This window comes from Glutamicibacter sp. ZJUTW (genome assembly GCF_008370855.1).
GTDB lineage: Bacteria > Actinomycetota > Actinomycetes > Actinomycetales > Micrococcaceae > Glutamicibacter > Glutamicibacter nicotianae.
On the sequence record NZ_CP043624.1, the window covers coordinates 2,469,610 to 2,493,083 of the forward strand.

A 23,474-nucleotide genomic window follows, 5' to 3' on the forward strand; every position below is an offset into this window, starting at 1 on the left:
GCTTTGTCCGTTGCGATGTCTCGGCAACGAGAAATAACTTTACGCAACGAAATCGGAAATGTCGAACTGACAACCTCCGGTGTGGCGCAGAACGCATTCCCGGACCCCGATCTGCACCTTATTGTGTCATTTTCAAGATTGTGATGCTGAAGTGCAGGGTCGCAAACTAAACTGAGGTGTAACAGCTGTCCCCATAGATTTCAGGACGAATCCCCAATGTCTCGCATTTCTCGCCGCATCGGCGCAATTTCCGAATCCGCGACTCTCGCAGTAGATGCCAAGGCGAAGGCTCTTAAAGCAGCAGGTCGACCAGTCATCGGTTTCGGTGCCGGTGAACCTGACTTCCCAACCCCTGACTACATTGTTGAAGCAGCAGTCAAGGCCGCCAAGGATCCGAAGAACCACCGGTACTCCCCTGCTGCCGGTCTTCCCGAGCTGCGCGAAGCAATCGCCACGAAGACCATGCGCGATTCGGGCTACGCATTGAACGCCAACCAGGTTCTGGTCACCAACGGCGGCAAGCAGGCGGTGTACAACACGTTTGCCACGCTGCTTGATCCAGGCGACGAGGTCATCGTTCCAGCGCCCTTCTGGACCACCTATCCTGAAGCCATCCAGCTTGCCGGAGGCAAGGCTGTATCGATCTTCGCCGGTCCAGAGCAGGGCTACAAGGTGACCGTTGAACAGCTTGAGTCCGTGCTGACCGAACGTACCAAGGTGCTGCTGTTCGTTTCCCCATCGAACCCGACCGGTGCGGTGTACACCCCAGAGCAGGTCCGCGAGATCGGCCAGTGGGCCGCATCCAAGGGCCTGTGGGTCGTTACCGATGAAATCTACGAGCACTTGACCTACGGCGATGCCTCTTTCAGCTCCATCGCGACCTTGGTCCCGGAGCTCGAAGATCGAGTTGTCATTCTCAACGGCGTCGCAAAGACCTACGCCATGACCGGCTGGCGCGTGGGTTGGATGGCAGGTCCACTGGATGTCATCAAGGCGGCCACCAACCTGCAGTCCCACGCGACCTCGAATGTTTCCAACGTCTCGCAGCGCGCCGCCTTGGCAGCCGTGGCCGGGCCGCTGGATGCAGTCAACGAAATGAAGGTCGCCTTTAACCGCCGCCGGCTGGCCATCGTCGAGTCGCTGAACGCAATTGACGGTCTGCACTGCCCAACCCCCGAGGGCGCGTTCTACGCCTATTCGGACGTGCGCGGACTGCTGGGTCGAGAGATCCGCGGAGTTGTGAACAACACCAGTGCAGAACTGGCGGCCTTCATCCTGGAGCACGCCGAAGTTGCCGTCGTTCCAGGTGAAGCGTTCGGCCCGTCCGGATACATCCGCATGTCCTATGCGCTCGGTGATGCAGACCTTGAAGAAGGCGTCGCGCGGATGGCCAAGCTGCTGGGCGAAGCCAAGTAAGCGAGAGTCACCACGCAAGAAGCCGGGGAATCCACCACGATCATGGATTTCCCGGCTTCATTGTTTTCCCCAGTGCTGCTCAGAATATCTTGCGGTCAACAGCCCAACGGGTGAGCTCATGCCGGTTTGATAGCTGGAGTTTGCGCAGCACATTTGAGACATGGGATTCTACGGTCTTCACCGAGATGAACAGCTCCTTGGCGACTTCCTTATAGCTGTATCCGCGGGCGATCAGCCGCATGACCTGCAATTCGCGGTCGGACAGCAGATCGAGTTCTTCATCAATTTCCGCCACCGGCGCGCTGCTGCCAAAGGCGTCCAAGACGAACCCGGCCAAGCGTGGCGAGAACACGGCGTCTCCCCCGGCCACGCGCCGCACCGCATCAGAAATCTCCGCCCCGGAAATGCTCTTGGTGACGTACCCGCGGGCACCGGAACGAATAACCGTCACGACGTCCTGCGCCGCGTCGGAAACGCTCAATGCCAGAAAGCGCGTTGATCCCAGCAACCCGGTGCAGCCCTTGAGCACTTCGGCCCCGCCGCCGCCACGGCCGCCGGGCAGATGCACGTCCAATAGCACCACATCCGGCTGCTGCGCACTGATCACCTCAATGGCGTCTTCCACGGTGCCGGCTTCGCCGACAATCTCGATATCCTGGGCCAAATCGGCACGTAATCCGGAGCGGAAGATGGCATGGTCATCCACCAGCACTACTCGGTACAGCCCGGAGGCGTTTTCTGCGCTCATATTCCTATTCTTCCTCCATGTCCAATGGCATGCTCAGCTGCACTTCAGTTCCGGATGCGCCGCTGCGGATCTGCGCCGTGCCGCCTGCGCGTTCCATGCGGCCAATAATTGATTCCCTGATGCCGTGACGATCCGCCGGTATTCCTTCGATGTCAAAACCGGTGCCGCGGTCGCGCACATACACTTCTACTTGCGCGGCCGAGCATTCGATGAAAACTGAAATCTTGCCGTCAGCATGCTTGGCCGCGTTCATCATGGCCTCGCGGCTAGCGGCCACCAGTGCCTGCTGTCCGGCAAAGCCCTGCGCATTGCCTACCGAAACGACTTCAACATCGCGCAAGAGCAACTGTTCAATGTGGCTTGCCTCGTGCTGGATCTCAACGATGACATCTTCGTCATCAAGGTCGTGGTTGCCATACAGCCATTGGCGCAGTTCACGTTCCTGGACACGTGCCAGGGTCCTCACCGCAGCCGGGTCTTCACTGCGTTTTTGAATCACCGCCAAGGTTTGCAAAACCGAATCATGCAGGTGAGCGGCGAACTCGGCTCGTTGGGCCGCAGCCTGTCGCGAGCTTCGTTCAGCGATGAAATCCCGCCATAGCCGGGTGCCCCAAGGAAGCAAGACAACGGTCGCGCCGACAATAATCGCCAAAGCCGCCCATAGGCCGCCGAGCAGGTCCGCGGCACCGACAATGTTTCCCAGCAAGGCCAGCAGCCCGCCGATAACCAGGACCAGCCCAAAGCCCAAGCGCAGCAGCAACGGCAGGGCCAGACGTTTCCTGCCCTTGGTGATCCCCTCATCGAATTGGATCCAGGCCAGCACAATGCCAGCAATAATGGACAAGGAAGGCCAGATCAGATCCCAGCGAATATTCCAGCCGGTCCATTGCCCGAAGGCCAGGACGGCGAGCGCCAGCAAACCCGCACCGATTAGCGTGTCACGCCAGGTGGAGTTCCTTTCCCACCCTTCGCGTGGCCGGAAAATGCCTTGCTGCACTCGGTTCATCTCTTCAGCAAGGCTGCGAGACCTGGTGCCCCAGGAGCGGAGCTCGTCCGCGTGCGCTTCTTCTGCGCTCGGGACGAATACCCAGAGCCAGGCATAGAGCAGTATGCCGACGCCGCCTAAAACGGACAGTCCCAGAAACCCCAGCCGGACGTACTTCAGCGGCAGATTCAGATGCTCCGCGAGGCCGCCGCAGACACCAGCAACGAGCCGGTTTTCGCTGCGAACCATCAAACGTCGTTCAGGACTTTCCATGGTTCTAAGTCAAGCACGTTCTTGGCGATTCTTCGCGGTTGATCACCGGATCTAGGGGCACCCCTAGGGGAAGTTCAGGGTATCCCCTCATAGCGCTGGACCCCGGCAACGCGAGAACATTGAACTATGAATAACGAAGGGTCTCAACGTCGTCGCGGCATATACGAACAGCTGCGCAAATCACCGGTCACCCGCCAGGACTCGCAGTGGCTCGGCGGCGTCGCAACTGGCGTGGCCGATTATTTCAAGGTCGATGTGGTCCTGATCCGCGGCATCTTCGTGGTGCTCGGTGTCCTCGGCGGCTTGGGCATGGTGCTCTACGGTCTGGCTTGGGCATTGCTGCCTGATGCCGCTGGAAAGATGCATCTGGAAAGTGCAGTGAATCGCAACTGGACCAGCGGCATGACCGGCGCAGTCATCATCTTTGCGTTTGGCATCTTCCCGGCTCCCTGGTTCCTGGATTCGCTGGCACCGATCTTGTGGCCCGTGGCAATTGTCGCGGCCATCGCATTCATCATCTTCAGCAGGAAAAACACCCGATTTGCGCGGCCGGACGGGGCCCGAAAGACGGCGCCAACCGGTACCAGTCCTGCCGCCTCGCCCAAGCCTGCCAGCAAGACCACGGCGCTGGAGCATCCATGGCGTGGAGATGGCACCCAGAGTTTCAATGCAAGCGCGGCGAACCGGTTCGCGGCCGGTAATCCAGATGCGCCAACCAAGGAGCACCCCATGAGTTCAGATGATTCTGGCCCCACACGCCAGCACGAGAATAGCTACTCACCAGATCCTGCATACACCAAGGCCTACAACCCCAAGGTGAATCGCAAGACGGTCAGCCACCCGATTCCGGGATGGCTCGGAACGACCGTCTTCGGCCTCACCGTGCTGGTGATCGCTGTGGTCATGCTGGCCGATTACTTGGATATCGTTGCTTTGCCTGGTTCGGGCTGGACGGTGGCCTTGGCTTGCGGACTGCTGCTGGTTGGGCTCGTCATAGTCCTGGCCGCCCTTTCCGGGCGCACCAGTGGAGGCCTCTTGGGCTTGGCAATTCCTCTGCTGGTGTTGACAGTGATCTTCTCTGTAACGTCCTTCGGTGATTCAACCCGCGGGTTCGTTCGCTCGGCAACCGGAGACGACAGCCAGTACAGTGCAGCATTCAGCAGCTCCACGGTAGACCTGACCCATTTGGGCACGATTACCAAGCCCACTACGGTAGAGATCGACTCCGTATTTTCCAAGCTGGACCTGCTCCTGCCGGAGAATGTTCCGGTGAAGGTACAAACCGAAGGCGCGTTCCTATCCGGCATGGACTTGGAGCTGCCTCAGGATCTGCGGACCTTGCCCGGCGATGCACCAACGCTGACCGTTGAAGTCGACGGCGCTTTTTCCTCCTTCTCCACCAGCGTCGATACTCCCACCATCCTGAACCCCAGCAACAAGGATTTCTAAGGACTGAGCTTCATGAATTCTTCTTCCACTCCAGCTAGAAAATTCCCTACCGGAACCTTGGTCTTCGGGCTGATCATGATCGTTGTCGCCCTGGCATCGCTCAGCCGACTGGTTCTGCAATGGAGTTTCGACATGCCGTTGTTCTTCATCACCATCGTCGCGTTGGCTGGTGTTGCCATGATCTTCTCCGGTCTGGCCGCGGCCGGCAAGGCCCGGAAATCCGCAGCTGAACCACCTCTGCCCACGGACCCCAACCTCTAAGTTTCCACGCTTTTCCAACTATTAGGAGTTATCTGATGGACGCATTCTTCAACTCGCTTCGTTCCATGCCGCTTCGCCGCGGACCAGGCCGCTTGGCCGGCGGCGTCGCCGGAGGCATTGCCGACAAGTTCGGATGGGATGTCACCTTGGTGCGCATTGCGCTGCTGCTTTCGTTCCTGCTCCCGGTCATGGGCATTGCCGCATATATTCTGGCGTGGATCCTGATCCCGGCACAGGACAACACCATCATCTTGCAGAACTGGCTGCGCAAATTCTAAGTTCTGGTCCCGACCGGCCAACTCGGCGAACGAGGCTTGGCGCCATGATCCGGCTAGGGCGGGTCTCACGCACATCCGTGACGTGAGACTCGCCCTAGTGGCTTTAAGCACGTACAATGGCACGCAGAGTAGATGCTCAATGGCGCGCGGATATTGAATGACATCCGAATGGAAATCCTTATTGTCGCAGCTATATCGGGAGCCTGCTTGCTCCAGCTGCTGCACAAGGCTTTCCCTTTACTAAGCGAGGGCCAATGCGCATTGGAATCATGACCTCGGGCGGCGACTGCCCAGGTTTGAACGCTGTTATCCGCGGAGCGGTACTGAACGGCATCAAAAGCTACGATTACGAGTTCGTCGGTTTCCGCGACGGCTGGCGTGGCGTCAAGGAAGGCGACTACTTTGATCTTCCCCGAACCGCTGTGCGCGGCATCGCCAAGCAGGGCGGCACCATCTTAGGCACCTCGCGCACGAATGCGTTCGAGGGTGATCTCGGTGGCGCCGAGAACATTTCCAAAGTCCTCAAGTCCAATGGCATCGATTCGCTGATCGCCATCGGCGGCGAAGGCACGCTCGCCGGCGCCCAGCGCCTCTGCGAGGCGGGCCTGCCTATCGTTGGCGTCCCCAAGACCATTGACAATGACCTGGACGCCACGGACTACACCTTCGGTTTCGATACCGCCAACCAGATCGCCGTCGAAGCCATTGACCGCCTGCGCACCACCGGCGACTCGCACCACCGCTGTATGGTCGCTGAAGTGATGGGCCGGCACGTGGGCTGGATTGCCCTGCACGCGGGCATGGCATCCGGTGCGCACGCCGTACTCATCCCGGAGGTATCCACCACCATGGAGCAGATCTGCCAGTGGGTGAACGAAGCCCATGAACGCGGACGCGCCCCATTGGTGGTTGTCGCCGAAGGCTTCGTGCCCGAAGGCATGGAAGAGGCCTTCTCGGTACGCGGCCTCGACTCCTTCGGCCGTGCTCGCCTTGGCGGCATTGGCGAGATGCTCGCGCCAGTGATCGAGGAACGTACCGGCATTGAAACGCGTGCAACGGTGCTGGGGCATATTCAGCGTGGCGGCGTGCCTACGGCTTTCGACCGTGTCCTTGCCACCCGTTTGGGAATGGCAGCTGTGGATTCCATTCACGCCGAGGCATGGGGAACCATGGTGGCATTGCACGGCACCAAGGTGCTGCGCGTGCCTCTGCGGGCCGCCTTGAACAACCTCAAGCGCGTGCCCATGGAACGCTACGAAGAAGCCGCTGTGCTCTTCGGCTGATCCTGGAGACGCAACAAGGGCGTGGGGTGAAATGCCTTGGAAAGCATTTCACCCCACGCCCTTGTCGTACGCTTCTAGCCTTGGGGCGGAGTCCTCAGGAACCCGGTAAAGCGCCCAGCGACCTGGCCGGCATCGGTAGCCACAATGACTTCCTGCGTCGCCGGATAGCTCGTTTCACCATCAATCACGGCCAATTCCGCTTCCGGATCGACGTTGCGCTTGACCACGGCCAAGGCGATGGGCCCGGCTTCATAATGCAAGGTCGCGGAAGTAATCCGGCCTACCGTGCGTTCTCCCAGCTTCACTTCGGCGCCGGCGGCAGGCAACGTGTGCATGGAACCGTCAAGGTCCAAGAACACCAGTCGGCGCGGCGGGTGGCCAATGTTGTGCACGCGGGCAATCGTTTCCTGGCCCTTGTAGCAGCCCTTGTTCAAATGCACCGAGGTACGCAGCCAGTCCAGCTCGTGGGGAATGGTCTTGTCGTCGATCTCAGCGCCGAAACGCGGTTCCCACGCGGCAATGCGCAAGGCTTCGACAGCCATCATGCCGGCTAGTTCTTCGTCACCTACGGCTTCGGCCAGATTCTCCAGCTCCACGATGTGCAAGAACCATGGACGTTCCTTGCCTGGGTGGTCTTCGCGGGAATAGGCCCACCCGCCCTCGGTAATGCCTGGCCATGGGTTCTCCCAGACCAGCGATCCAGCGGTGCCGATCTTGCGGGTAGCTGCCAGCACGCCATAGCTGGAGGAAAGGTCATTGACCTCAACGCGCAGCATGAAGCGCATCGAGTTCAAGAACTGCTCCAACGCTGCCCCGGCGCCCGGTTCAACAATCAGCAGCAATCGGTCTTCGGCGGCGAGCACCTTCATCTCGTGCTCAATGCGACCCTGGACCGAAAGCAACAGCGCCTGGGTGCTGCCCCCTGGGTTCAGATGGGAAATTCGCTGGCTGCTGAGCGTATCGAGCCAGCTCTGCCGATCCTCGCCCCGAATCTCGACAACGTCGAAGTGGCTCAGATCGGCAACTGCCTGGCCCTCGGCGAGCTTGCGTGCTTCACGGGTCGGCGCGCCGTAGTGGGCTGCGACACCGGCATCAACACCGCCAGCTTCCACAGCCCCAGCGCGATCGAGCAGAACTGAACGGTATCCAGCGGCCATGATCAGTTCGCCGTCCCTTCGGCCGTGACACGCTTGAGCGCCGCGGAGGCGTGCGCCTGGAGGTCCATATTGCCCTTGGAGACATCCCAGCGCCAGAACAGCTCGCCATTGACCAGACCGTAGATGCGAGTGGACGATGCGTAAGCCTGGGCATTCTTGCTGCGCAGCAGGCTCTCGGTGGCAAGCTGAATACGCGGCCCATCAATCAGGCCGTAATACAGCTCTGAGATGCCATCAGGCCGGACGATATGCGCCTGGATCTTGAAGCCGTCCTCGGTGTGCAGCTTCTGCACATCGTCAGCCGAACGCAATACCGGGAAGATATCCCCCGGCACCATGCCAGGACCCGCATCGGTATCCTGCTGTTCGCGGTCCAGCGACCAGAATCCGGATTCAACCGCCAGGATGCGCAGCTTCGTGCCATCGGCTTCTGTCAACCAGGCTTCGCTGCGGTATTCAAGGTAAGGGCCGCCAAGGTCGCGGAAGATGACTTGCTGCCAGAAGTACTCGTCCTCGGCTTCGCCTTCGCCAAGACGGCCGGCACCTTCCCAGGTGCCAATGAGCCAAGCGAAAGGTACAAGTTCCGGGGTGAGGTCCGTAGGTATGTCAAAGGCCATGGACTACTCGCTCCTAATTTAGTTAGTGATGAAAAGAAAACAGCGCACACGTTGTTGTGTGCGCTGTTTCTACTTCTGGCCCTGGAAGAGGCGCTTCACTACCAGGCCCGCGAACCCGGCCATTCCGAGACCGGCGATCACTACAAGTGCCTGGAAGAAAATTTCGATTGCAAGGTAATTTTCATTCATGGCTTCATCTTAGCGTGCGAGCCCGGACAACTTCGACACGCGTGACGCAGCTTGCATCATATTTGAACCGCTCACCGTTAAATGAATGCCAGAACTTCCATCGCATACCAGCTGACAGCACCGCTCATCAGCAAGATGGCGCAGGCCAAGCCCAGGATTCCACTCAGATTGCGCACGCTGCGGCTGACCAAAGCCAAGGCGCGTAACGAACCAACCAGCAGTCCTGCCAGCATCCCGAGGATCGCACCCTGGTACCAAAGCAGATCCATGGGCAACGCACTGGACGCCGCGCCCAATGCGGCAGCGACCACCGGCGCAAGAATCATCGTCATCCGGTTCGGAAGTCGGGTTGCAGACACCGCGCCGGCCCCGAGCAGCGCGACCACGGTGATCACGGTCAACCCAAAGCCGTATGGCGCGTAAGCGCTGGCGGCCCAGGCAGAACCGAGCACGCCCAGGACAATGCCAGTGACACCGGAAACCACGCCGGCCAACCGGCCTTCGGCTTCTGCACCGCGCAATACTTGGCTGATAAATACCAGAAGCACGCCAACCGCGATGACTTCGACGCTATGTGACATCATCGACCCGCCCGGCAGGAACATGGCCAAGGCCGTGGCAGCCAACGAGCATAGCGCCAAGATGATGGTGATCGGCCATGGCGCATCGGAGCGAACCATGCGGGGCCACGTATAGGCGAAAATCAGCTGCAATACCGCGGTGAGCACACCCATCAGCCAGCTCATCGAATCCAGACTTGCGGCAATGACAAGCAGTGCTGCTGCAACGAGCCCACTGAATAAAACCTTGATTCTCAAATTCCGATTCCTGACGGTAATGTGTCCGCACTTGCGTGTTCACATGCGTGCTTCAACTGATTCATTCCTTATACTGTGACACGTAAAAGTGATTTTTTCGCAACTATCTGGCAGGAGGCAGACCGATTGGCTCACCTACTGCTCCTAAGTAATCATGCCGAAAATGCCGCTGAAGTTCTTCCGGCACTTGAACTGTTGATGCACGAGATTTCATTCTTCCCTGCAACCACAGAGTCGCTGAGCCAACTCCCGGAATGCGATGCGCTCATTCTCGATGCCCGCACCGATCTGATTCCGGCTCGCTCTTTGGCACAGCTCTTGCACGCCAACTTGAATCTCCCCTTGCTGCTGGTTGTCAGCGAGGGCGCACTGGGCATTTTGAATTCGGACTGGCACGCGACGGATTTCCTGCTGCCTTCCGCGATTCCTGCCGAACTTGATGCACGCATCCGTCTGATGCTCTCACGCGCATCGGCGCCTGCCCAGGCGCAGGTCGAGCCCGAAAGCTCTTCGGGCCTGCGCATCGATGAGTTGAGCTACACCGCCCGTATCGATAACCGCATGCTGGACCTGACATACAAAGAGTTTGAACTGCTCAAGTACCTCGCGCAGTTTCCCGGTCGGGTCTTCACCCGCGAGCAGCTGCTGCATGAGGTGTGGGGCTACGACTACTACGGCGGCACCCGTACCGTTGACGTGCATGTGCGCCGTTTGCGCGCGAAACTCGGCACCGATCATGAGCAGCTCATTGGAACGGTGCGCAACGTCGGCTACCGCTTCCACACCGAATCATAACTTTCGGATAACTCCTACCCACTTCCCACATTTTGCGACTATCGTGAAATGCATGAGCGAACTGCCACAGAACACTGTTTCCATTCAGCACGTCCCCGGTGAGCTTGATGAACGGGTGCTGTCCGACGTGCGTCAACTAGCACTCGATGCGCAGGAAGCCGATGGCAATCCGCCGTTGAGCGATCAGACCCTGGTGGCCTTGGCAGCCGATGAGTCAAACGGAAATCTAATTGCACTGCTCGCTGAAGCCGGTGAAGGTGCGGATTCCACGTTGGCCGGTGTGGCTGTCGCGGTTCGGGAATCCGAGGAGCACCCTTGGGTCCTGGAACTGGTGGTCCACCCTGAGCATCGTCGGGCCGGTATTGGCCGCGCCCTGTTGGGCAAGCTCGGCGAGCTGCTGGACCTCTCGCAAATCCAGGCGTGGGCGCACGGCGACCACGAGGCGGCCAAGAAGCTGGCCGCCGGCGTAGGACTGAACCGCGTACGCGAGCTGTTCCGGATGCGCCGCGAAGGCACCGATTATTTGGAAGAATCCCCGATTGACCGCCGCATCACGGTTCGCACGTTCCGCGTTGGCGAGGATGAGCCGCAGTGGCTGGAAGCCAACGCCAAGTCCTTCGCCCACCATCCCGAGCAGGGCTCGCTGACCCTCGACGACCTCGAAGCACGCATGTCCGAGGACTGGTTCGATCCAACCGGCTTCTTCCTCGCATTCGATGCGGAGGAGAATCTGCTCGCCTACCACTGGACCAAGATCCATCCTGCCTCCGCTGACGCGGCACGTCCCACCGGCGAAGTCTATGTTGTCGGGGTGGTTCCCGAGGCGCAGGGACTGGGCTTGGGCCGTTCCTTGACCACCACCGGCGTCAACTACCTGCTTGAATTGGGCGTTGATGCGGTGATCCTGTACGTCGATGCCGATAATGAGGTAGCGGTGAAGCTCTACCGCTCGCTGGGCTTCACACTTTGGGATGCCGACATCATGTACGGTCCGCAGAAGATAGACTAGGGGTATCGGCAGTTCCGATTATTTCGGGACTGCCACTAGCGGTGTCTTTAGCGTCCACTTGCAGGAAAGAAGTGAGTTCAGCAGATGAATAGCTACCCCAAGGAAACTGGTACTCAACTACGCGATGTCCCTTCTTCGAAAGTCAACGAGGACCGCATAGAACCTGCCGATTCGCTGCCGGACTTGCATCCTGATGGCGGATTCAAAAATGAACGTTTCCTTGACCGCGAGCTCAGCTGGCTGCACTTCAACGCCCGTGTACTGGAACTGGCCGAAGACACCGATCTGCCATTGCTGGAACGTGTGAACTTCCTGTCCATCTTCGCCTCGAACCTCGATGAGTTCTTCATGGTTCGCGTTGCCGGGCTGAAGCGCCGCATCCACGCAGGACTGGCAGTGCCAGCGGCAAACGGCATGAACCCGGTAGACCAGCTGGAGCTGCTGCTCTCCTCGGCCCACGCACTGCAGACCCGCCACGCCAAGGTCTTCGCCGACTCGGTCTACCCGGATTTGACCGAGCAAGGGATCCGCATCACCACATGGGAAGACCTTTCGGCCTCCGAACGAGAACTGCTTTCCAAATGGTTCGTTTCCCAGGTGTTCCCGATACTCACCCCGCTGGCCGTTGACCCCGCCCACCCGTTCCCCTACATTTCCGGCCTCTCGCTGAACTTGGCTGTGGTAGTCCGCAACCCATTGACCGGCAAAGAACTCTTCGCCCGCTTGAAGGTGCCGGACACCATCGCCCGCCTGATCAGCATCGACGGCACCCGCGCTGCGCACTCGTCGCTGCGCACCGCCCGCTTCATCCCGCTCGAAGCGCTCATCGCGGTACACCTGGAGCTGCTGTTCCCCGGCATGGAAATCGTTGAGCACCACTTCTTCCGCGTTACCCGCAACGAAGACCTGGAAGTTGAAGAAGACGATGCAGAAAACCTGCTGCAGGCGCTGGAGAAGGAATTGCTGCGCCGCCGCTTCGGTCCACCGGTTCGCTTGGAGGTCGCCGATGACATCAACCCCGAAATCATGGAACTGCTCACGCGCGAACTAGGTGTGGAAGAGGACGAGGTCTTCAAGCTTCCCACCCCATTGGACCTGCGCGGCCTCGGTGTCATCGCATCGCTGGATCGTTCCGAGCTGCACTACACCAAGCATGTCGGCCATACTTCCAACTACCTGAACGAATCGGAAACTGCCAAGGCCGCCAATGTGTTCGCGGCCGTACGCCGCCGCGACATCCTGCTTCACCATCCCTATGATTCCTTCTCCACCAGCGTGCAGGCCTTCCTGGAACAGGCCGCAGCTGACCCGAAGGTCATGGCCATCAAGCAGACCCTGTACCGCACCAGCGGCGACTCGCCAATTGTCGATGCGCTGATCGACGCGGCAGAAGCCGGCAAGCAAGTCCTGGCCCTGGTGGAAATCAAGGCGCGCTTCGACGAGCAGGCCAACATCTCCTGGGCTCGCAAGCTGGAGCAGGCCGGAGTGCACGTGGTCTACGGCATCGTTGGCCTGAAAACCCACTCCAAGCTCTCCCTGGTGGTTCGCCGCGAAGGCGACAAGCTGCGCCGCTACTGCCATATCGGCACCGGAAACTACCACCCGCGCACCGCGCGCTACTACGAGGACTTCGGCTTGCTCACCTGCGACGACGAGGTTGGCGAGGATATCTCCAAGCTCTTCAACCAGCTCTCGGGCTACGCCCCGCGCTCGACATACAACCGTTTGCTGGTTGCTCCGCGTTCGGTACGCACCGGACTGCTGGCGCACATCGAGAAGGAAATCGTCAACGCCACCGCGGGCAAGCCGGCGAAGGTCGTCATCAAGGTCAACTCGATCGTGGATGAAGCCATCATCGATGCGCTGTACCGGGCCAGCCAGTCAGGCGTCAAGGTGGAAGTCATTGTTCGCGGCATCTGCGCCCTGCGCCCGGGTGTCCCCGGACTGAGCGAGAACATCGAAGTGCGTTCCATCCTTGGCCGTTTCCTTGAGCACAGCCGCGTGTTCATGTTCGAAAATGGCGGAGATCCACTGGTGTACATCGGCTCCGCCGACATGATGCACCGCAACCTGGACCGGCGCGTGGAAGCCCTGGTTTCGCTGCGCAACCCGGAAGACATCGATCGCATGATCACGCTGCTGGCCCGCTACATGGATGACAAGACCGCTTCCTGGCACTTGAACTCCGATGGAGAATGGATCCGCCATTACCAGGACGAGGATGGCAAGCCGCTCTCCGATGTCCAGTTCTGGCTAGTAGAAGAACATGCCCGCCGACGGAACAGTGGACGTAACAGCTAGTGAACGAATCAGAGCTGCGCGATACCCGCACCAGGGCTCGTGACATCATCCGATCCGCAGACGCCGAGGAAATCCGCCTTGGCGAATACGACATCGTGGCTGCCGGGGCGATCCCCTGGAGGCTGAAGGACGGCAAACTGCAAGTTCTCTTGATCCACCGTCCCAAGTACGACGACTGGTCCTGGCCCAAGGGAAAGCTGGACCAGGGCGAATCCATCGCAGAGTGCGCGTTGCGCGAGGTCCGCGAGGAAATCGGGTTGCGCATAACCTTGGGCATCCCGCTTTCGGCCACTGCCTACACAGTCGGGCAGAAAACCAAGGTCGTCTACTACTGGGCGGCCAAGACCGATCCGCAGACGGTGATCGAACCCGACGGCGCAGAATGCGACGAGACGCGCTGGGTCAGCCCCAAGAAAGCTGCCAGGATGCTGTCCGCGGCCACCGACAACCAGCCGCTGGACGACCTGGTGCGGGCCCATGACGCTGGCGTGCTCGATACGCACCCGGTGCTGATCGTCCGCCATGCCAAGGCCAAGCCGCGTGGCAAATGGACGCGCGCCGAGGGCGACCGCCCGCTGGCGGCGACCGGACGGCGCCAAGCGCAGGCTGTTTCGCGGATGCTCGAAGCGTGGAAGCCTATGCACGTGGCTTCTTCGCCGTGGATGCGTTGCGTACAGACGATTACGCCCTACGCAGCCTTGCACGCGTTGAGCCTCAAGAGCATCAAGGCACTGACCGAACATGCTGCCACGCGCAAGCCTGAGCGAGCCCGCAAGGCCGTGCAGAAGCTGTTCGACAAGTACCGTTCCCAGGTCATTTGCACGCATCGGCCGGTGCTGCCCTTCGTACTGGAGGTCCTCGCAAAGAACTCCACCGCTGAACTGGCCCAGGCGCTGCCGGATCAAGATCCCTATTTGGAACCAGGATCCTTGATCGTTGCACAGCAGGTCCAAGCCGGCAAGCCGCGCATCGTCTCATTCGAGATCCACACGCCGTACCACGACTAGCCTCGGCGGCCGCTGCCCGTCCAATGCATGCCGTGCATAGGTGTTCTCTCATGGCTTGGCGCAACCCGTTGCATCTGGCTCCGATTAGGGATAAGACTGTAAATAGGACACACGTCACAGCCGAGAATGAGGTAATGCCATGACTGCCAAGCAGCCGCACCAGCCAGTCGAGAAGATTGTGCACCATGGCCTGCGTCTGGATCACGACGCGAGCCGTGGCCGCTATTCTCTGTGGCACGGTTCCACTTTCGTCGGCTTCCTCGGCTACCACGAAGAAGACGGGATCGCCACGATTCAGCACACCATCGTCAATGAGGAATTCGGCCGCCGCGGATATGCTCGTGCCCTGGTGACCCTGGTTCTGGACAAGTTCCGCGACGAAGGGCTGAAGATCATTCCCGAATGCAGCTACGTCCAGGACTACCTGCACCGCTACCCGGAATACAACGACATGGTGGTTTCCGCCAGCTAGCCTCGAATGCGAGCAGGGTCATCCTTGCGCCTTGTTCCGGCAGCATCCTGAGTGATCTAAACTGGAACGTGTGAATAAGCCAGCGCCGACCACCAGCACGACAGGTATGATGACGAGTTCAATAGCGACCCCCTATGAAGATCTGCTTCGAGACGTGCTGGAAAACGGTGCCTCCAAGGAAGACCGCACCGGAACCGGAACCCTGTCGGTATTCGGCCGCCAGATCCGCTTCGATCTGAAGGATTCTTTACCGCTGATCACCACCAAACGGGTGCACTTCAAGTCTGTGGCTGCCGAGCTCCTGTGGTTCCTGCGCGGCGAGTCCAACGTGAAGTGGCTGCAGGACCAAGGCGTTCGCATCTGGAACGAATGGGCTGATGAGACCGGCGAACTCGGCCCGGTCTACGGCGTCCAATGGCGCAGCTGGCCAACTCCCGACGGCGGCCACATTGACCAGATTTCCCAGCTGGTCGACTCGTTGCGCAACAACCCTGACTCCCGCCGCCATATCGTCTCGGCGTGGAACGTCGCAGAAATCCACAACATGGCGCTGCCGCCATGCCACGTGTTCTTCCAGTTCTACGTCGCCGAAGGCAAGCTCTCGTGCCAGCTTTACCAGCGCAGTGCAGACATGTTCCTGGGCGTGCCTTTCAACATCGCCTCCTATGCCCTGCTCACCCGCATGCTGGCGCACCAGCTCGACCTGGAACCAGGCGAGTTCATCTGGACCGGCGGCGACGTGCACATCTACACCAACCACTTGGAACAGGTAAAGGAACAGCTCTCCCGCGATCCCTACCCATACCCGACGCTCAGCTTCAATTCCAAGCCAGAGTCGATCTTCGACTACACGCTGGAAGATTTCAGCGTCAACGACTACCAGCACCACCCGACCATCAAGGGAACCGTAGCCGTATGACCTCCAATCCGCGCCACGCGCACGAAGCGCAACCGCTAATTGGCGCCATTTGGGCCCAAGCCGAGAACGGCATCATTGGCGCTGGCGGTGCTATGCCATGGCATGTTCCCGAGGACTTGGCCCATTTCAAGCGCACCACCGCAGGCCATCCGGTAATCATGGGCCGCACCACATGGAACTCATTCCCGGCGAAGTTCCGCCCCCTGCCAGGCCGCACCAACATCGTGCTGACCACTCAGGCCGATGCCCATGGGCAACTGAGCGAGGATGGCGCAGTACCCGTCTCGAGCCTGGAAGAAGCCGTTGCCCTGGCACAGCGCAGCGAAGGCGGCGAAGAAGTCTGGATCATTGGCGGCGGCAAGGTCTACGCACAGGCACTGGACCTGCTGGACCTCGCAGTGGTCACCAAGCTTGATGTCTCCCCCGAAGGAGACACCTCTGCACCCGCGCTCACCGCCGACTTCGCTCTGGGTGCTTGCGATCCATCCCAAGAATCGGAAGCTGCCCGTTGGCATACTTCCTCCACCGGTACCCGCTACCGCTTTGAAACCTGGCTTCGCCAAAAGGACTAGAACGACCATGAAAAAATACATCGGAGAGCTCAAGCAGCACCCCGAGGCACTCTTCATTCTCGGATACATGCTCTTCCCGCTGCTGGCATTGGTAGTGGCCGTACTCGGCTTCTTCATGGTTCTGGGCGGCCACAAGATTTTCGGACTGATCCTATTGCTGGTTCCCACGCAGATCTTCATCTTCTCGGCGATGTGGGCGATCAAGAACCGCAAGCTGCTGCTTGAGGAAAAGTAAAACTTTCGCTGTACCGAATCACACCTGAACCCTGCTGGGGCTTGGGTGTGATTCTGCTTTAACTCTTGTAACGAACCGGGCTCTGCCCGATCATCGCACCTACCATGGAGACATGACTTCATCTGTTGGTTTTGTAGGTTACCGAGGCATGGTTGGATCCGTGCTGATGCAGCGCATGCTAGACGAAGGCGATTTTGCCCAGATCGACCCGGTATTTTTCTCGACTTCCAATGCTGGCGGCAACGCCCCGGCATTCGCTGAGGGCGCCGGCCCGCTGCAGGACGCGTTCGACATTGACACGCTGTCGAAGTTGCCGATTATCGTCACCGCCCAGGGTGGCGACTACACAACCAAGGTCCACACCGAGCTGCGCAAGTCCGGCTGGGACGGCCTGTGGATCGACGCCGCATCCTCGCTGCGCATGAACGATGATTCCGTCATCGTCCTGGACCCGGTCAACCGCTCGGTGATCGACGAATCACTGGCCGCTGGCACCAAGGACTACATCGGCGGCAACTGCACCGTCTCGTGCATGCTCATGGGCTTGGGCGGGTTGTTCAAGAACAACCTGGTCGAGTGGGGCACCGCGATGACCTACCAGGCCGCTTCCGGCGGCGGAGCCCGCCACATGCGCGAACTGCTCACCCAGTTCGGCGACATCAACGCATCGGTGGGCAGCGAACTGGCTGACCCGGCAAGCGCCATCCTGGAAATCGACCGCAAGGTCCTGGAAACCCAGCGCGGAAACCTCGACGCTTCCCAGTTCGGCGTACCGCTGGGCGGCTCGCTGATCCCATGGATCGACGCGGATCTGGGCAACGGCCAGTCCCGCGAGGAATGGAAGGCAGGCGTTGAGACCAACAAGATCCTGCAGACTTCCGGCGACCAGCAGATCATCATGGACGGACTGTGCGTCCGCATTGGCGCCATGCGTTCGCACTCGCAGGCACTGACGCTGAAGCTGAAGGAAGACCTGCCGGTCTCCGAAATCGAGTCGCTACTGGCAGCCGACAACGAGTGGGCCAAGGTCATCCCGAACGAGAAGGAAGCGACCGTGGACCAGCTGACTCCGGTCGCGGCTTCAGGCACCTTGGACATCCCGGTAGGCCGCATCCGCAAGCTGGAAATGGGCCCGGAATACATCTCGGCCTTCACCGTCGGCGACCAGCTGCTGTGGGGCGCAGCGGAGCCGCTGCGCCGCATGCTCGCTATTGCCCAGGGCCGCCTCTAGCCATCCCTGAAGCGCAAACCATGGCACACAGCCCGGAACAGGATTTCTGTTCCGGGCTGTGTGCCATTTTCCTGCAGGTGAGCGCTAGCGGGCCAACTCATTCCTGAGCAGCGAATAGATCAGCTGGTCATGCCACGCACCGGCACGCCACTGCGCTTGCCGGATTACACCCTCGCGGGTGAACCCCAGCTTCTCCAGGCACCTCTGCTCAGCCAGGTTTTCAGCGGCTGTCGTGGCCTGAATCCGATGCCGCGGGTAATGGGAGAACAAGTAATCGACAAGCAACTCCTGCGCTCGGGTGCCAAGGCCCAGGCCGCGGAACTCGGCAAAGATGCCGATGGCGATTTCCCAGCAGGCAGAGGTGTTGGCCCGGCCCCACGACGTGACGGTGAACCAATCGGCTTTGCCGATGACCTGCTCTCCCAGGCAAACTGCCAGCGCACCGTCAGCGCTGCCGATCATCTGGTCTTGGGCCACGCGGTTGCGCAGCTTGCTGGTATCCCAGAAGCCGAACCATTGGGCTTCGCCGGCGCCCTGGACGGATTGGAAGTTCACCTCCAGCAGGTCGATATCTGCTGGACAGAGCTTTCGCAGGGATACTTCCGCCAAGGCATTCCTTCCTTGCCCCGGCAACCGCCGGGAAGCATTTCACCTAGAGCACTTCGCCAATCAGCAACGGCTCGTTGACCAGTTCAATTCCAAAACGTTCCTGCACGCCGGCACGTACTGAGCGGGCGATGGCCAAAATGTCCTGGGCAGTGGCTTCCCCGCGGTTGGTGATGGCCAGCGTGTGCTTGGTGGACAGCGAGGCGCGGCCATCGGCGAGCGCGAATCCGCCGGTCCCCTCCAAACCGTAGCCCTTGGAGAAACCGGCCTGGTCGATAAGCCACGCAGCGGACAGCTTCACGAAGCCGGCTTGTTCCACCGGGTAGTTCGGGGCGTTCGGCGGAAGCTTGTCCAGGACGCTGGATTCAACGATGGGGTTGGTGAAGAAGGAACCGGTGGAATGCGAGTCAGCGTCCTTGATATCAAAGACCATGCCCTTGGAACGGCGCAATTCGAGCACTGTTTGGCGCACTTGGAGCGCGTTGGCGCGGTCTCCCGCTTCAACCCCGAGCCGGCGGGCCAGCTCTGCGTAGCGGATCGGAGCCGATTCGTTCTCGCGGGCCAGCAGGAACGCCACCTCGAGGACCACATAGCGCGGGGACCCATTGGTGCTGGTGCGCTTGATGAGCGACTCCCGGTAGGCGAATTCAAGCTCGGCGTTATCCAGCTTGAGCACCTGGTCGCTCTCGCGGTCATAGGCGCGCACCCACGCCAAGGTCTGGGACACGTCTGCACCGTAGGCTCCAACGTTCTGCACCGGGGTGGCACCGGTGCACCCTGGGATGCCCGAGAGCGCTTCCAGCCCGCTCAGGCCCTCAGCCAAGCTGTATTCAACGGTCGTGTCCCAGTTCTCGCCGGCTGCGGCACGCAGCAGCACCTTGCCATTCGGCTGCTCGTCCAGGTGCAATCCACGGGTGGCAATCTGCACGGCAACACCCGGGAAGCCCTCATCGGAGATCACCAGGTTGGACCCCCCGCCAATGAGCAGGACGTCCTGCCCTGCGGCATCCGCGGCGGCTACTGCGTGAGCCAGTTCAGCTTCGCTGGTTGCGGTCACCATTTGCCGGGCTGGCCCGCCGACGCGGGTCGTGGTCAGGTTCTTCAGCATTGCTTCAGTTTACTTTCCGTATGAGGAGGTAGGGGTGGGCTTCCTGCCCGGCCAGTTAGGCCTTGGGCTCGCCGCCGGCACGGCTTCCGGCGGCATTCGAGGACAGGCAGAAGGCCACAACCACCAGGATGGAGATGGAGCCCAGGGCCGGCAGCAGCCCGATGACTTCGGCCAGCAGACCCAGGAGGGGCGGGCCGCCGAGGAACGCGCCGTACCCGATGGTGGACACCACCGAGACGCGGGTCGCGGCATGCACCGGATCATCCGAGGCAGCGCTCATGGCCAACGGGAAGGTCAGGGCCACGCCCATGCCCCAGATGGCCAAGGCCACGAAGGCCAGGGGCAGATTGTTGCCGAAGGCGAAGAGCAGCACGCCAACCAGCGCGCTGATGGCGCTGGCACGGATCATGAAAACCCTGCCCATCCGCAGGATCAAATCGCCGGAGAGCAGGCGGGTCAGGGTCATGGCGGCCACGAAGACGCCGTAGCCGATGGCGCCCACGCCTTCCTTCGTCTGGTATCCGTCCACCAGCGCCATGGCCACCCAGTCTCCGGCAGCGCCTTCGGCCAGGGCCATGCCCAGCACCAGCACGCCCAGGAGCACGGTCTGCGGTTCGGTCCAGGCCTTCTTCAGCGAGGACCCGTTGCTGCTGGTGCGCGGGGTCCGGCTGAAGTCTTCGCCGTAGAATCGTGCGCTGAACAGGACCGTGGCGATGATGAGAAGGCCCATGAAGCCGTAGTGGTACTGCAGCGGGATCTGCAGGCGTGCGCCCAGCGCGCCGGCACCGGCGCCGATTACCGTGCCAATGGAGAAGAAGCCGTGCAGGGCAGGCATGATGCTCTTGCCCAGGGCCCGTTCCATGGCCGCGCCTTGGACGTTGGAGGCGACATTCCATGAGGCGGTGCCCAGTCCCTGGGCGAAGAGGAAGATGCCGCAGATGACGACGCTGCCGAAGATCCCGGCACCGACGCCGACGAGGATCAGCGAGCCGCCGGCCAGGGTCGCGGCGATGCGCATGACGCTGGTGGCGCCCAGCCGCAGGACCAGCTGCCCCGAGACCGACACGGACAGGAAGGACCCTGCGCTCAGGCACAGCAGCAGCAGGCCGACACTGGCGTGGTCCAGCGCCAGGGCGTCGCGCACCGCCGGCAAGCGCGAGACCAGGGCCGAGATCAGCAGGCCGCTGGCCAGGTAGGCGGCCATCAGCGCATTGCGCCACTGGGTTGCCGGCCGCTGCGCATCACCTGGAAGCTGCATGCCTAGAGCTGCACCACTGCCTGGCACTTGAGCAGCACCTTGGCTCCATCGGCCGAGACTGCCAAGTCGATGCGGGCGGTGCGGGCTTCGGCGTCCAAGGCGCCGACCTTGCCTTCCACCGAGATGGTGGTGCCTTCATGCTCCGATGGGTTGGAGCCTTCCGGGTCCTCGACGACGACCGGCTTGGTGAAGCGGGTCTGGTAGTCGATGATGGCGCCCGGGTTCCCTACCCATTGCGAGACCAGGTCGATGACCGAACCCATGGTGAACATGCCATGGGCGATCACCGAAGGCAGTTCCACCTCCTTGGCGAAGCGCTCATTCCAGTGGATCGGGTTGAAGTCGCCCGAAGCTCCGGCATAGCGAACCAGGTCCGCGCGGTTGACCTGCACCGTGTGCGATCCAATGACCTGTCCCTTTTCGAGGCTGTCGAATTCAATCATGCTTAGTCCTCAGCTCGTACCAGTAGCGATGAAACGGTGGTGGCGATCTTCTCGCCGGCCGCGGTGGTGATTTCGGCGCGGGTGGTGATCATCGCGCCGGCGCCCATCTCGCGGACCTGGTCCACGTAGAGCTCGGCGAGCAGTTCATCACCCGCCACGATCGGTCGGTGGTGGGTGAATCGCTGGTCGGCATGCACCACGCGGGAGAAGTCGATGCCGCTGGCCGGGTCGGAGATCAGCTGCGCATCGGCCCGCTGTGCGATGATGATTGCGAAGGTCGGCGGGGCGACAACGTCGCTGTAGCCCAGCTTGCGGGCTGCCTGCACGTCGTAGTGCGCCCGGTTGGCGGCTTTGGTGGCGGCGGCGAATTCGCGGATCTTCTCGCGGCCTACCTGGTAGGACTCGCCGGCAGGGTAGATGCGCCCTACCAGGTCAGGGTTGATGCCCATGGGTTCTCCTGAACGTTGTTGGACGTGGCCGGGCGTGGATGCCGCCGGATAAGAAATCCGGGCGCAGCTGCCCGGTCACACTGTGGAATTCTTGCGGGAGCCTAGTTCTGCCCGTCGGAGGGGCGCTTGTTGGTCCGTGGTGCGGCAAGGCCATTCTCGATGCGCCACTGGCGTGCGTCCTTGGCCCGGACAACCAGGCTGGCGATGTGGCAGAGCATGCCGATGACCATGATGCCGATCGCGGTGTAGACCGTGGGCAGGGACGGAATGTTGGCGCCGATGATGGCCAGGATGATGCCCACGCCCATGATGCCCATGGCGGCGAAGACGAGCTTCTTGTAGCGCGGCGAGGCGGATTCCCAAGGAGTGTTGGTCATGGCTCAAGTCTAGTTCAGCCCGGGCCGGGAGCGCTCATTGCCGCCGGGGCATTTCCGCGTGACTCCCCCGACAGCATTCTGGTCTCAGAACAAGGCGGATTGCTCTTCCTTGAAGTCCCCGCGCTGCTCCACCACCGCGACCTCGCGGGTTTTCAGCTCGGCGGCATCCAGCACGCGCAGGGTGGTGCCATCGCCGCTGTCGACGAGGATGCTCTGTCCCAGCACGCCGCGGATGCGCAGGTTCACGGTGCTTCCGGGCAGGGCCGTGGTCCAGGCATGCAGCGCATGCGCATCCCAGGCGCCAATGACTGGGCGGGCGAAAGCCGGCTGCTCCCACAGCTCGTCGCGCAATTGCACGCCGTAGGCCTCCAAGCCCCGCTGCGCGCCGAGGAAGTCCCGGGCCCTGCCTGCTGCGTCGGCGTTGATCTGATCAAGCTGGGCGTAGTCCAGTTCCCAGCTAGCCAAGCCCTTGACCTTGGACTTCTGCCTCACCTGCTGGCTCAGGCCCACATGCTCGGTGACCAGGTCTTCGAGCACCCGGATGGCCGCCCCGTCGTTGGCGCGGGCGACATAACGCGCAATGACCGCGCCCTGCTGCGCCAGCCGGGTCCACTTGCTACTGGTCGAGGTGGTGCCGACCTTAGTCGCGCCGTGGGCGAAGCTGGCTATATACAAGAAGTGCGGCTGTTCCAGGTACTTGCGAAGGCCTTCGGGGGCTTCGCCGGTCTTGTGGAAATGGTGCATGAACTTCGACTGGTCCAGCCGGCGGCAGCTCTCGCATTGGGTACCGGTGCGCAGGGCCTGGTTCTTGGGGCACGGCAGCGTATTGCGCGAGCCGTCGGCCTTCATCGTGATGTAGCCCAGGCAGAACTTCAGTTCTCCGATCTCCAGGGCCAGTGAACGCCCCGCTTCCAGGTACTCGGTACCCCAGGTTTCGCCGCTGCGCAGCCGGAGCATCGGGGCGGGTTCATGTTCTGCGAAGCTGATGCCGTGGCATAGCTGCCGGGTAGCTGAAGCGAATTCCATCAGGACCTTTCTGAAGTTTCCCCTCCCAACGATAGTTCACCGCAGATGGCCAGGTCCGGCGGACAGGTTGGCCGATACACAAAGTCCGAAAGTTAGCTGAACAAATTCCCGATTGGTTCTGACCTAATTCTTAGGAGATGCCCGTAGGCTGAACCTGCACCGGAAACGTACCGCGGGCCGGGCCACAATCTG

26 protein-coding genes are annotated in these 23,474 nt (G+C 61.1%); 14 read left to right on the forward strand and 12 right to left on the reverse strand.

Annotated features, from left to right (window positions below; genetic code table 11):
• Positions 1 to 216: 216 nt before the first annotated feature.
• Positions 217 to 1,416, forward strand: coding sequence for a pyridoxal phosphate-dependent aminotransferase (locus tag F0M17_RS11655; RefSeq protein WP_073705892.1), 1,200 nt, complete (start codon positions 217 to 219; stop codon positions 1,414 to 1,416).
• Positions 1,417 to 1,495: 79 nt separating this feature from the next.
• Here F0M17_RS11655 and F0M17_RS11660 read toward each other — a convergent pair whose 3' ends face one another.
• Both F0M17_RS11660 and F0M17_RS11665 read right to left on the reverse strand, forming a co-directional pair.
• Complete coding sequence (locus tag F0M17_RS11660; protein WP_038992217.1) at positions 1,496 to 2,164, reverse strand: response regulator transcription factor; 669 nt, start codon at positions 2,162 to 2,164, stop codon at positions 1,496 to 1,498.
• 4 nt (positions 2,165 to 2,168) lie between these two features.
• The gene (locus tag F0M17_RS11665; RefSeq protein ID WP_210416640.1) at positions 2,169 to 3,398 is read right to left on the reverse strand and encodes an ATP-binding protein; all 1,230 of its coding nucleotides are present in this window, start codon (positions 3,396 to 3,398) and stop codon (positions 2,169 to 2,171) included.
• 150 nt (positions 3,399 to 3,548) lie between these two features.
• On the opposite strand from F0M17_RS11665, the gene F0M17_RS11670 reads away from it, so the two are divergent.
• The 4 genes from F0M17_RS11670 (at position 3,549) to F0M17_RS11685 (ending at position 6,693) form a co-directional block, all read left to right on the forward strand.
• Positions 3,549 to 4,871: a PspC domain-containing protein gene (locus F0M17_RS11670; RefSeq protein ID WP_149597144.1), complete on the forward strand. Its 1,323-nt coding sequence runs from the start codon at positions 3,549 to 3,551 to the stop codon at positions 4,869 to 4,871.
• 12 nt (positions 4,872 to 4,883) lie between these two features.
• A complete protein-coding gene (locus F0M17_RS11675; RefSeq protein ID WP_141356555.1) occupies positions 4,884 to 5,132 on the forward strand; it encodes a hypothetical protein in 249 nt (82 codons plus the stop codon).
• Positions 5,133 to 5,167: 35 nt separating this feature from the next.
• Positions 5,168 to 5,410: a PspC domain-containing protein gene (locus tag F0M17_RS11680; RefSeq protein WP_038992221.1), complete on the forward strand. Its 243-nt coding sequence runs from the start codon at positions 5,168 to 5,170 to the stop codon at positions 5,408 to 5,410.
• A 254-nt stretch (positions 5,411 to 5,664) separates the two neighbouring features.
• On the forward strand, positions 5,665 to 6,693 hold the full coding sequence (locus F0M17_RS11685; protein WP_038992222.1) for a 6-phosphofructokinase: 1,029 nt from the start codon (positions 5,665 to 5,667) through the stop codon (positions 6,691 to 6,693).
• A 74-nt stretch (positions 6,694 to 6,767) separates the two neighbouring features.
• On the opposite strand, the gene F0M17_RS11690 is transcribed toward F0M17_RS11685, so the two are convergent.
• The 3 genes from F0M17_RS11690 to F0M17_RS11700 all read right to left on the reverse strand — a co-directional run bounded on the left by F0M17_RS11690 (position 6,768) and on the right by F0M17_RS11700 (position 9,474).
• Positions 6,768 to 7,850: a folate-binding protein YgfZ gene (locus F0M17_RS11690; protein ID WP_121867132.1), complete on the reverse strand. Its 1,083-nt coding sequence runs from the start codon at positions 7,848 to 7,850 to the stop codon at positions 6,768 to 6,770.
• Between the two features lie 2 nt (positions 7,851 to 7,852).
• Positions 7,853 to 8,467, reverse strand: coding sequence for an FABP family protein (locus F0M17_RS11695; protein ID WP_149597145.1), 615 nt, complete (start codon positions 8,465 to 8,467; stop codon positions 7,853 to 7,855).
• Positions 8,468 to 8,733: 266 nt separating this feature from the next.
• A complete protein-coding gene (locus F0M17_RS11700) occupies positions 8,734 to 9,474 on the reverse strand; it encodes a hypothetical protein (RefSeq protein WP_210416641.1) in 741 nt (246 codons plus the stop codon).
• 126 nt (positions 9,475 to 9,600) lie between these two features.
• Here F0M17_RS11700 and F0M17_RS11705 point away from each other — a divergent pair, with 126 nt between their 5' ends.
• The 9 genes from F0M17_RS11705 to asd all read left to right on the forward strand — a co-directional run bounded on the left by F0M17_RS11705 (position 9,601) and on the right by asd (position 18,015).
• Positions 9,601 to 10,269 (forward strand): response regulator transcription factor, encoded by a 669-nt coding sequence (locus F0M17_RS11705; protein WP_073705886.1) that lies wholly within the window; start codon positions 9,601 to 9,603, stop codon positions 10,267 to 10,269.
• A 52-nt stretch (positions 10,270 to 10,321) separates the two neighbouring features.
• Positions 10,322 to 11,278 carry a mycothiol synthase gene (gene mshD, locus F0M17_RS11710; protein WP_121867134.1) on the forward strand — a complete coding sequence of 319 codons (957 nt, stop codon included), beginning with the start codon at positions 10,322 to 10,324 and terminating at the stop codon, positions 11,276 to 11,278.
• An 84-nt stretch (positions 11,279 to 11,362) separates the two neighbouring features.
• The gene (locus tag F0M17_RS11715) at positions 11,363 to 13,579 is read left to right on the forward strand and encodes an RNA degradosome polyphosphate kinase (RefSeq protein WP_038992229.1); all 2,217 of its coding nucleotides are present in this window, start codon (positions 11,363 to 11,365) and stop codon (positions 13,577 to 13,579) included.
• Positions 13,579 to 14,586 carry an NUDIX hydrolase gene (locus F0M17_RS11720; protein WP_246857055.1) on the forward strand — a complete coding sequence of 336 codons (1,008 nt, stop codon included), beginning with the start codon at positions 13,579 to 13,581 and terminating at the stop codon, positions 14,584 to 14,586. Before F0M17_RS11715 ends, F0M17_RS11720 begins: the two co-directional genes overlap by 1 nt.
• A 139-nt stretch (positions 14,587 to 14,725) precedes the next feature.
• Complete coding sequence (locus F0M17_RS11725) at positions 14,726 to 15,058, forward strand: GNAT family N-acetyltransferase (RefSeq protein WP_066140787.1); 333 nt, start codon at positions 14,726 to 14,728, stop codon at positions 15,056 to 15,058.
• A gap of 109 nt (positions 15,059 to 15,167) precedes the next feature.
• Complete coding sequence (locus tag F0M17_RS11730; RefSeq protein WP_149597147.1) at positions 15,168 to 15,977, forward strand: thymidylate synthase; 810 nt, start codon at positions 15,168 to 15,170, stop codon at positions 15,975 to 15,977.
• The gene (locus F0M17_RS11735; RefSeq protein ID WP_149597148.1) at positions 15,974 to 16,549 is read left to right on the forward strand and encodes a dihydrofolate reductase; all 576 of its coding nucleotides are present in this window, start codon (positions 15,974 to 15,976) and stop codon (positions 16,547 to 16,549) included. The genes F0M17_RS11730 and F0M17_RS11735 overlap by 4 nt, the downstream gene beginning before the upstream one ends.
• Before the next feature lie 7 nt (positions 16,550 to 16,556).
• Positions 16,557 to 16,784 (forward strand): NF038396 family protein, encoded by a 228-nt coding sequence (locus F0M17_RS11740; RefSeq protein WP_038992232.1) that lies wholly within the window; start codon positions 16,557 to 16,559, stop codon positions 16,782 to 16,784.
• A 112-nt stretch (positions 16,785 to 16,896) separates the two neighbouring features.
• Entirely contained in the window at positions 16,897 to 18,015 is a 1,119-nt protein-coding gene (gene asd / locus F0M17_RS11745) for an aspartate-semialdehyde dehydrogenase (RefSeq protein ID WP_141356541.1), read from the forward strand.
• 84 nt (positions 18,016 to 18,099) lie between these two features.
• Here asd and F0M17_RS11750 read toward each other — a convergent pair whose 3' ends face one another.
• The 7 genes from F0M17_RS11750 to F0M17_RS11780 form a co-directional block, all read right to left on the reverse strand.
• Complete coding sequence (locus tag F0M17_RS11750; protein WP_149597149.1) at positions 18,100 to 18,624, reverse strand: GNAT family N-acetyltransferase; 525 nt, start codon at positions 18,622 to 18,624, stop codon at positions 18,100 to 18,102.
• Between the two features lie 43 nt (positions 18,625 to 18,667).
• Positions 18,668 to 19,729 (reverse strand): UDP-N-acetylmuramate dehydrogenase, encoded by a 1,062-nt coding sequence (locus tag F0M17_RS11755; RefSeq protein WP_149597150.1) that lies wholly within the window; start codon positions 19,727 to 19,729, stop codon positions 18,668 to 18,670.
• Between the two features lie 55 nt (positions 19,730 to 19,784).
• Entirely contained in the window at positions 19,785 to 20,987 is a 1,203-nt protein-coding gene (locus F0M17_RS11760; RefSeq protein WP_121867140.1) for an MFS transporter, read from the reverse strand.
• A 2-nt stretch (positions 20,988 to 20,989) separates the two neighbouring features.
• Positions 20,990 to 21,430, reverse strand: coding sequence for a MaoC family dehydratase (locus tag F0M17_RS11765; RefSeq protein WP_038992237.1), 441 nt, complete (start codon positions 21,428 to 21,430; stop codon positions 20,990 to 20,992).
• Positions 21,431 to 21,432: 2 nt separating this feature from the next.
• Positions 21,433 to 21,879 carry a MaoC family dehydratase N-terminal domain-containing protein gene (locus F0M17_RS11770; RefSeq protein WP_149597151.1) on the reverse strand — a complete coding sequence of 149 codons (447 nt, stop codon included), beginning with the start codon at positions 21,877 to 21,879 and terminating at the stop codon, positions 21,433 to 21,435.
• A 101-nt stretch (positions 21,880 to 21,980) separates the two neighbouring features.
• Positions 21,981 to 22,256: a hypothetical protein gene (locus F0M17_RS11775; RefSeq protein ID WP_038992239.1), complete on the reverse strand. Its 276-nt coding sequence runs from the start codon at positions 22,254 to 22,256 to the stop codon at positions 21,981 to 21,983.
• An 84-nt stretch (positions 22,257 to 22,340) separates the two neighbouring features.
• Positions 22,341 to 23,282, reverse strand: coding sequence for a DUF2797 domain-containing protein (locus F0M17_RS11780; protein ID WP_246857056.1), 942 nt, complete (start codon positions 23,280 to 23,282; stop codon positions 22,341 to 22,343).
• Between the last annotated feature and the right edge of the window lie 192 nt (positions 23,283 to 23,474).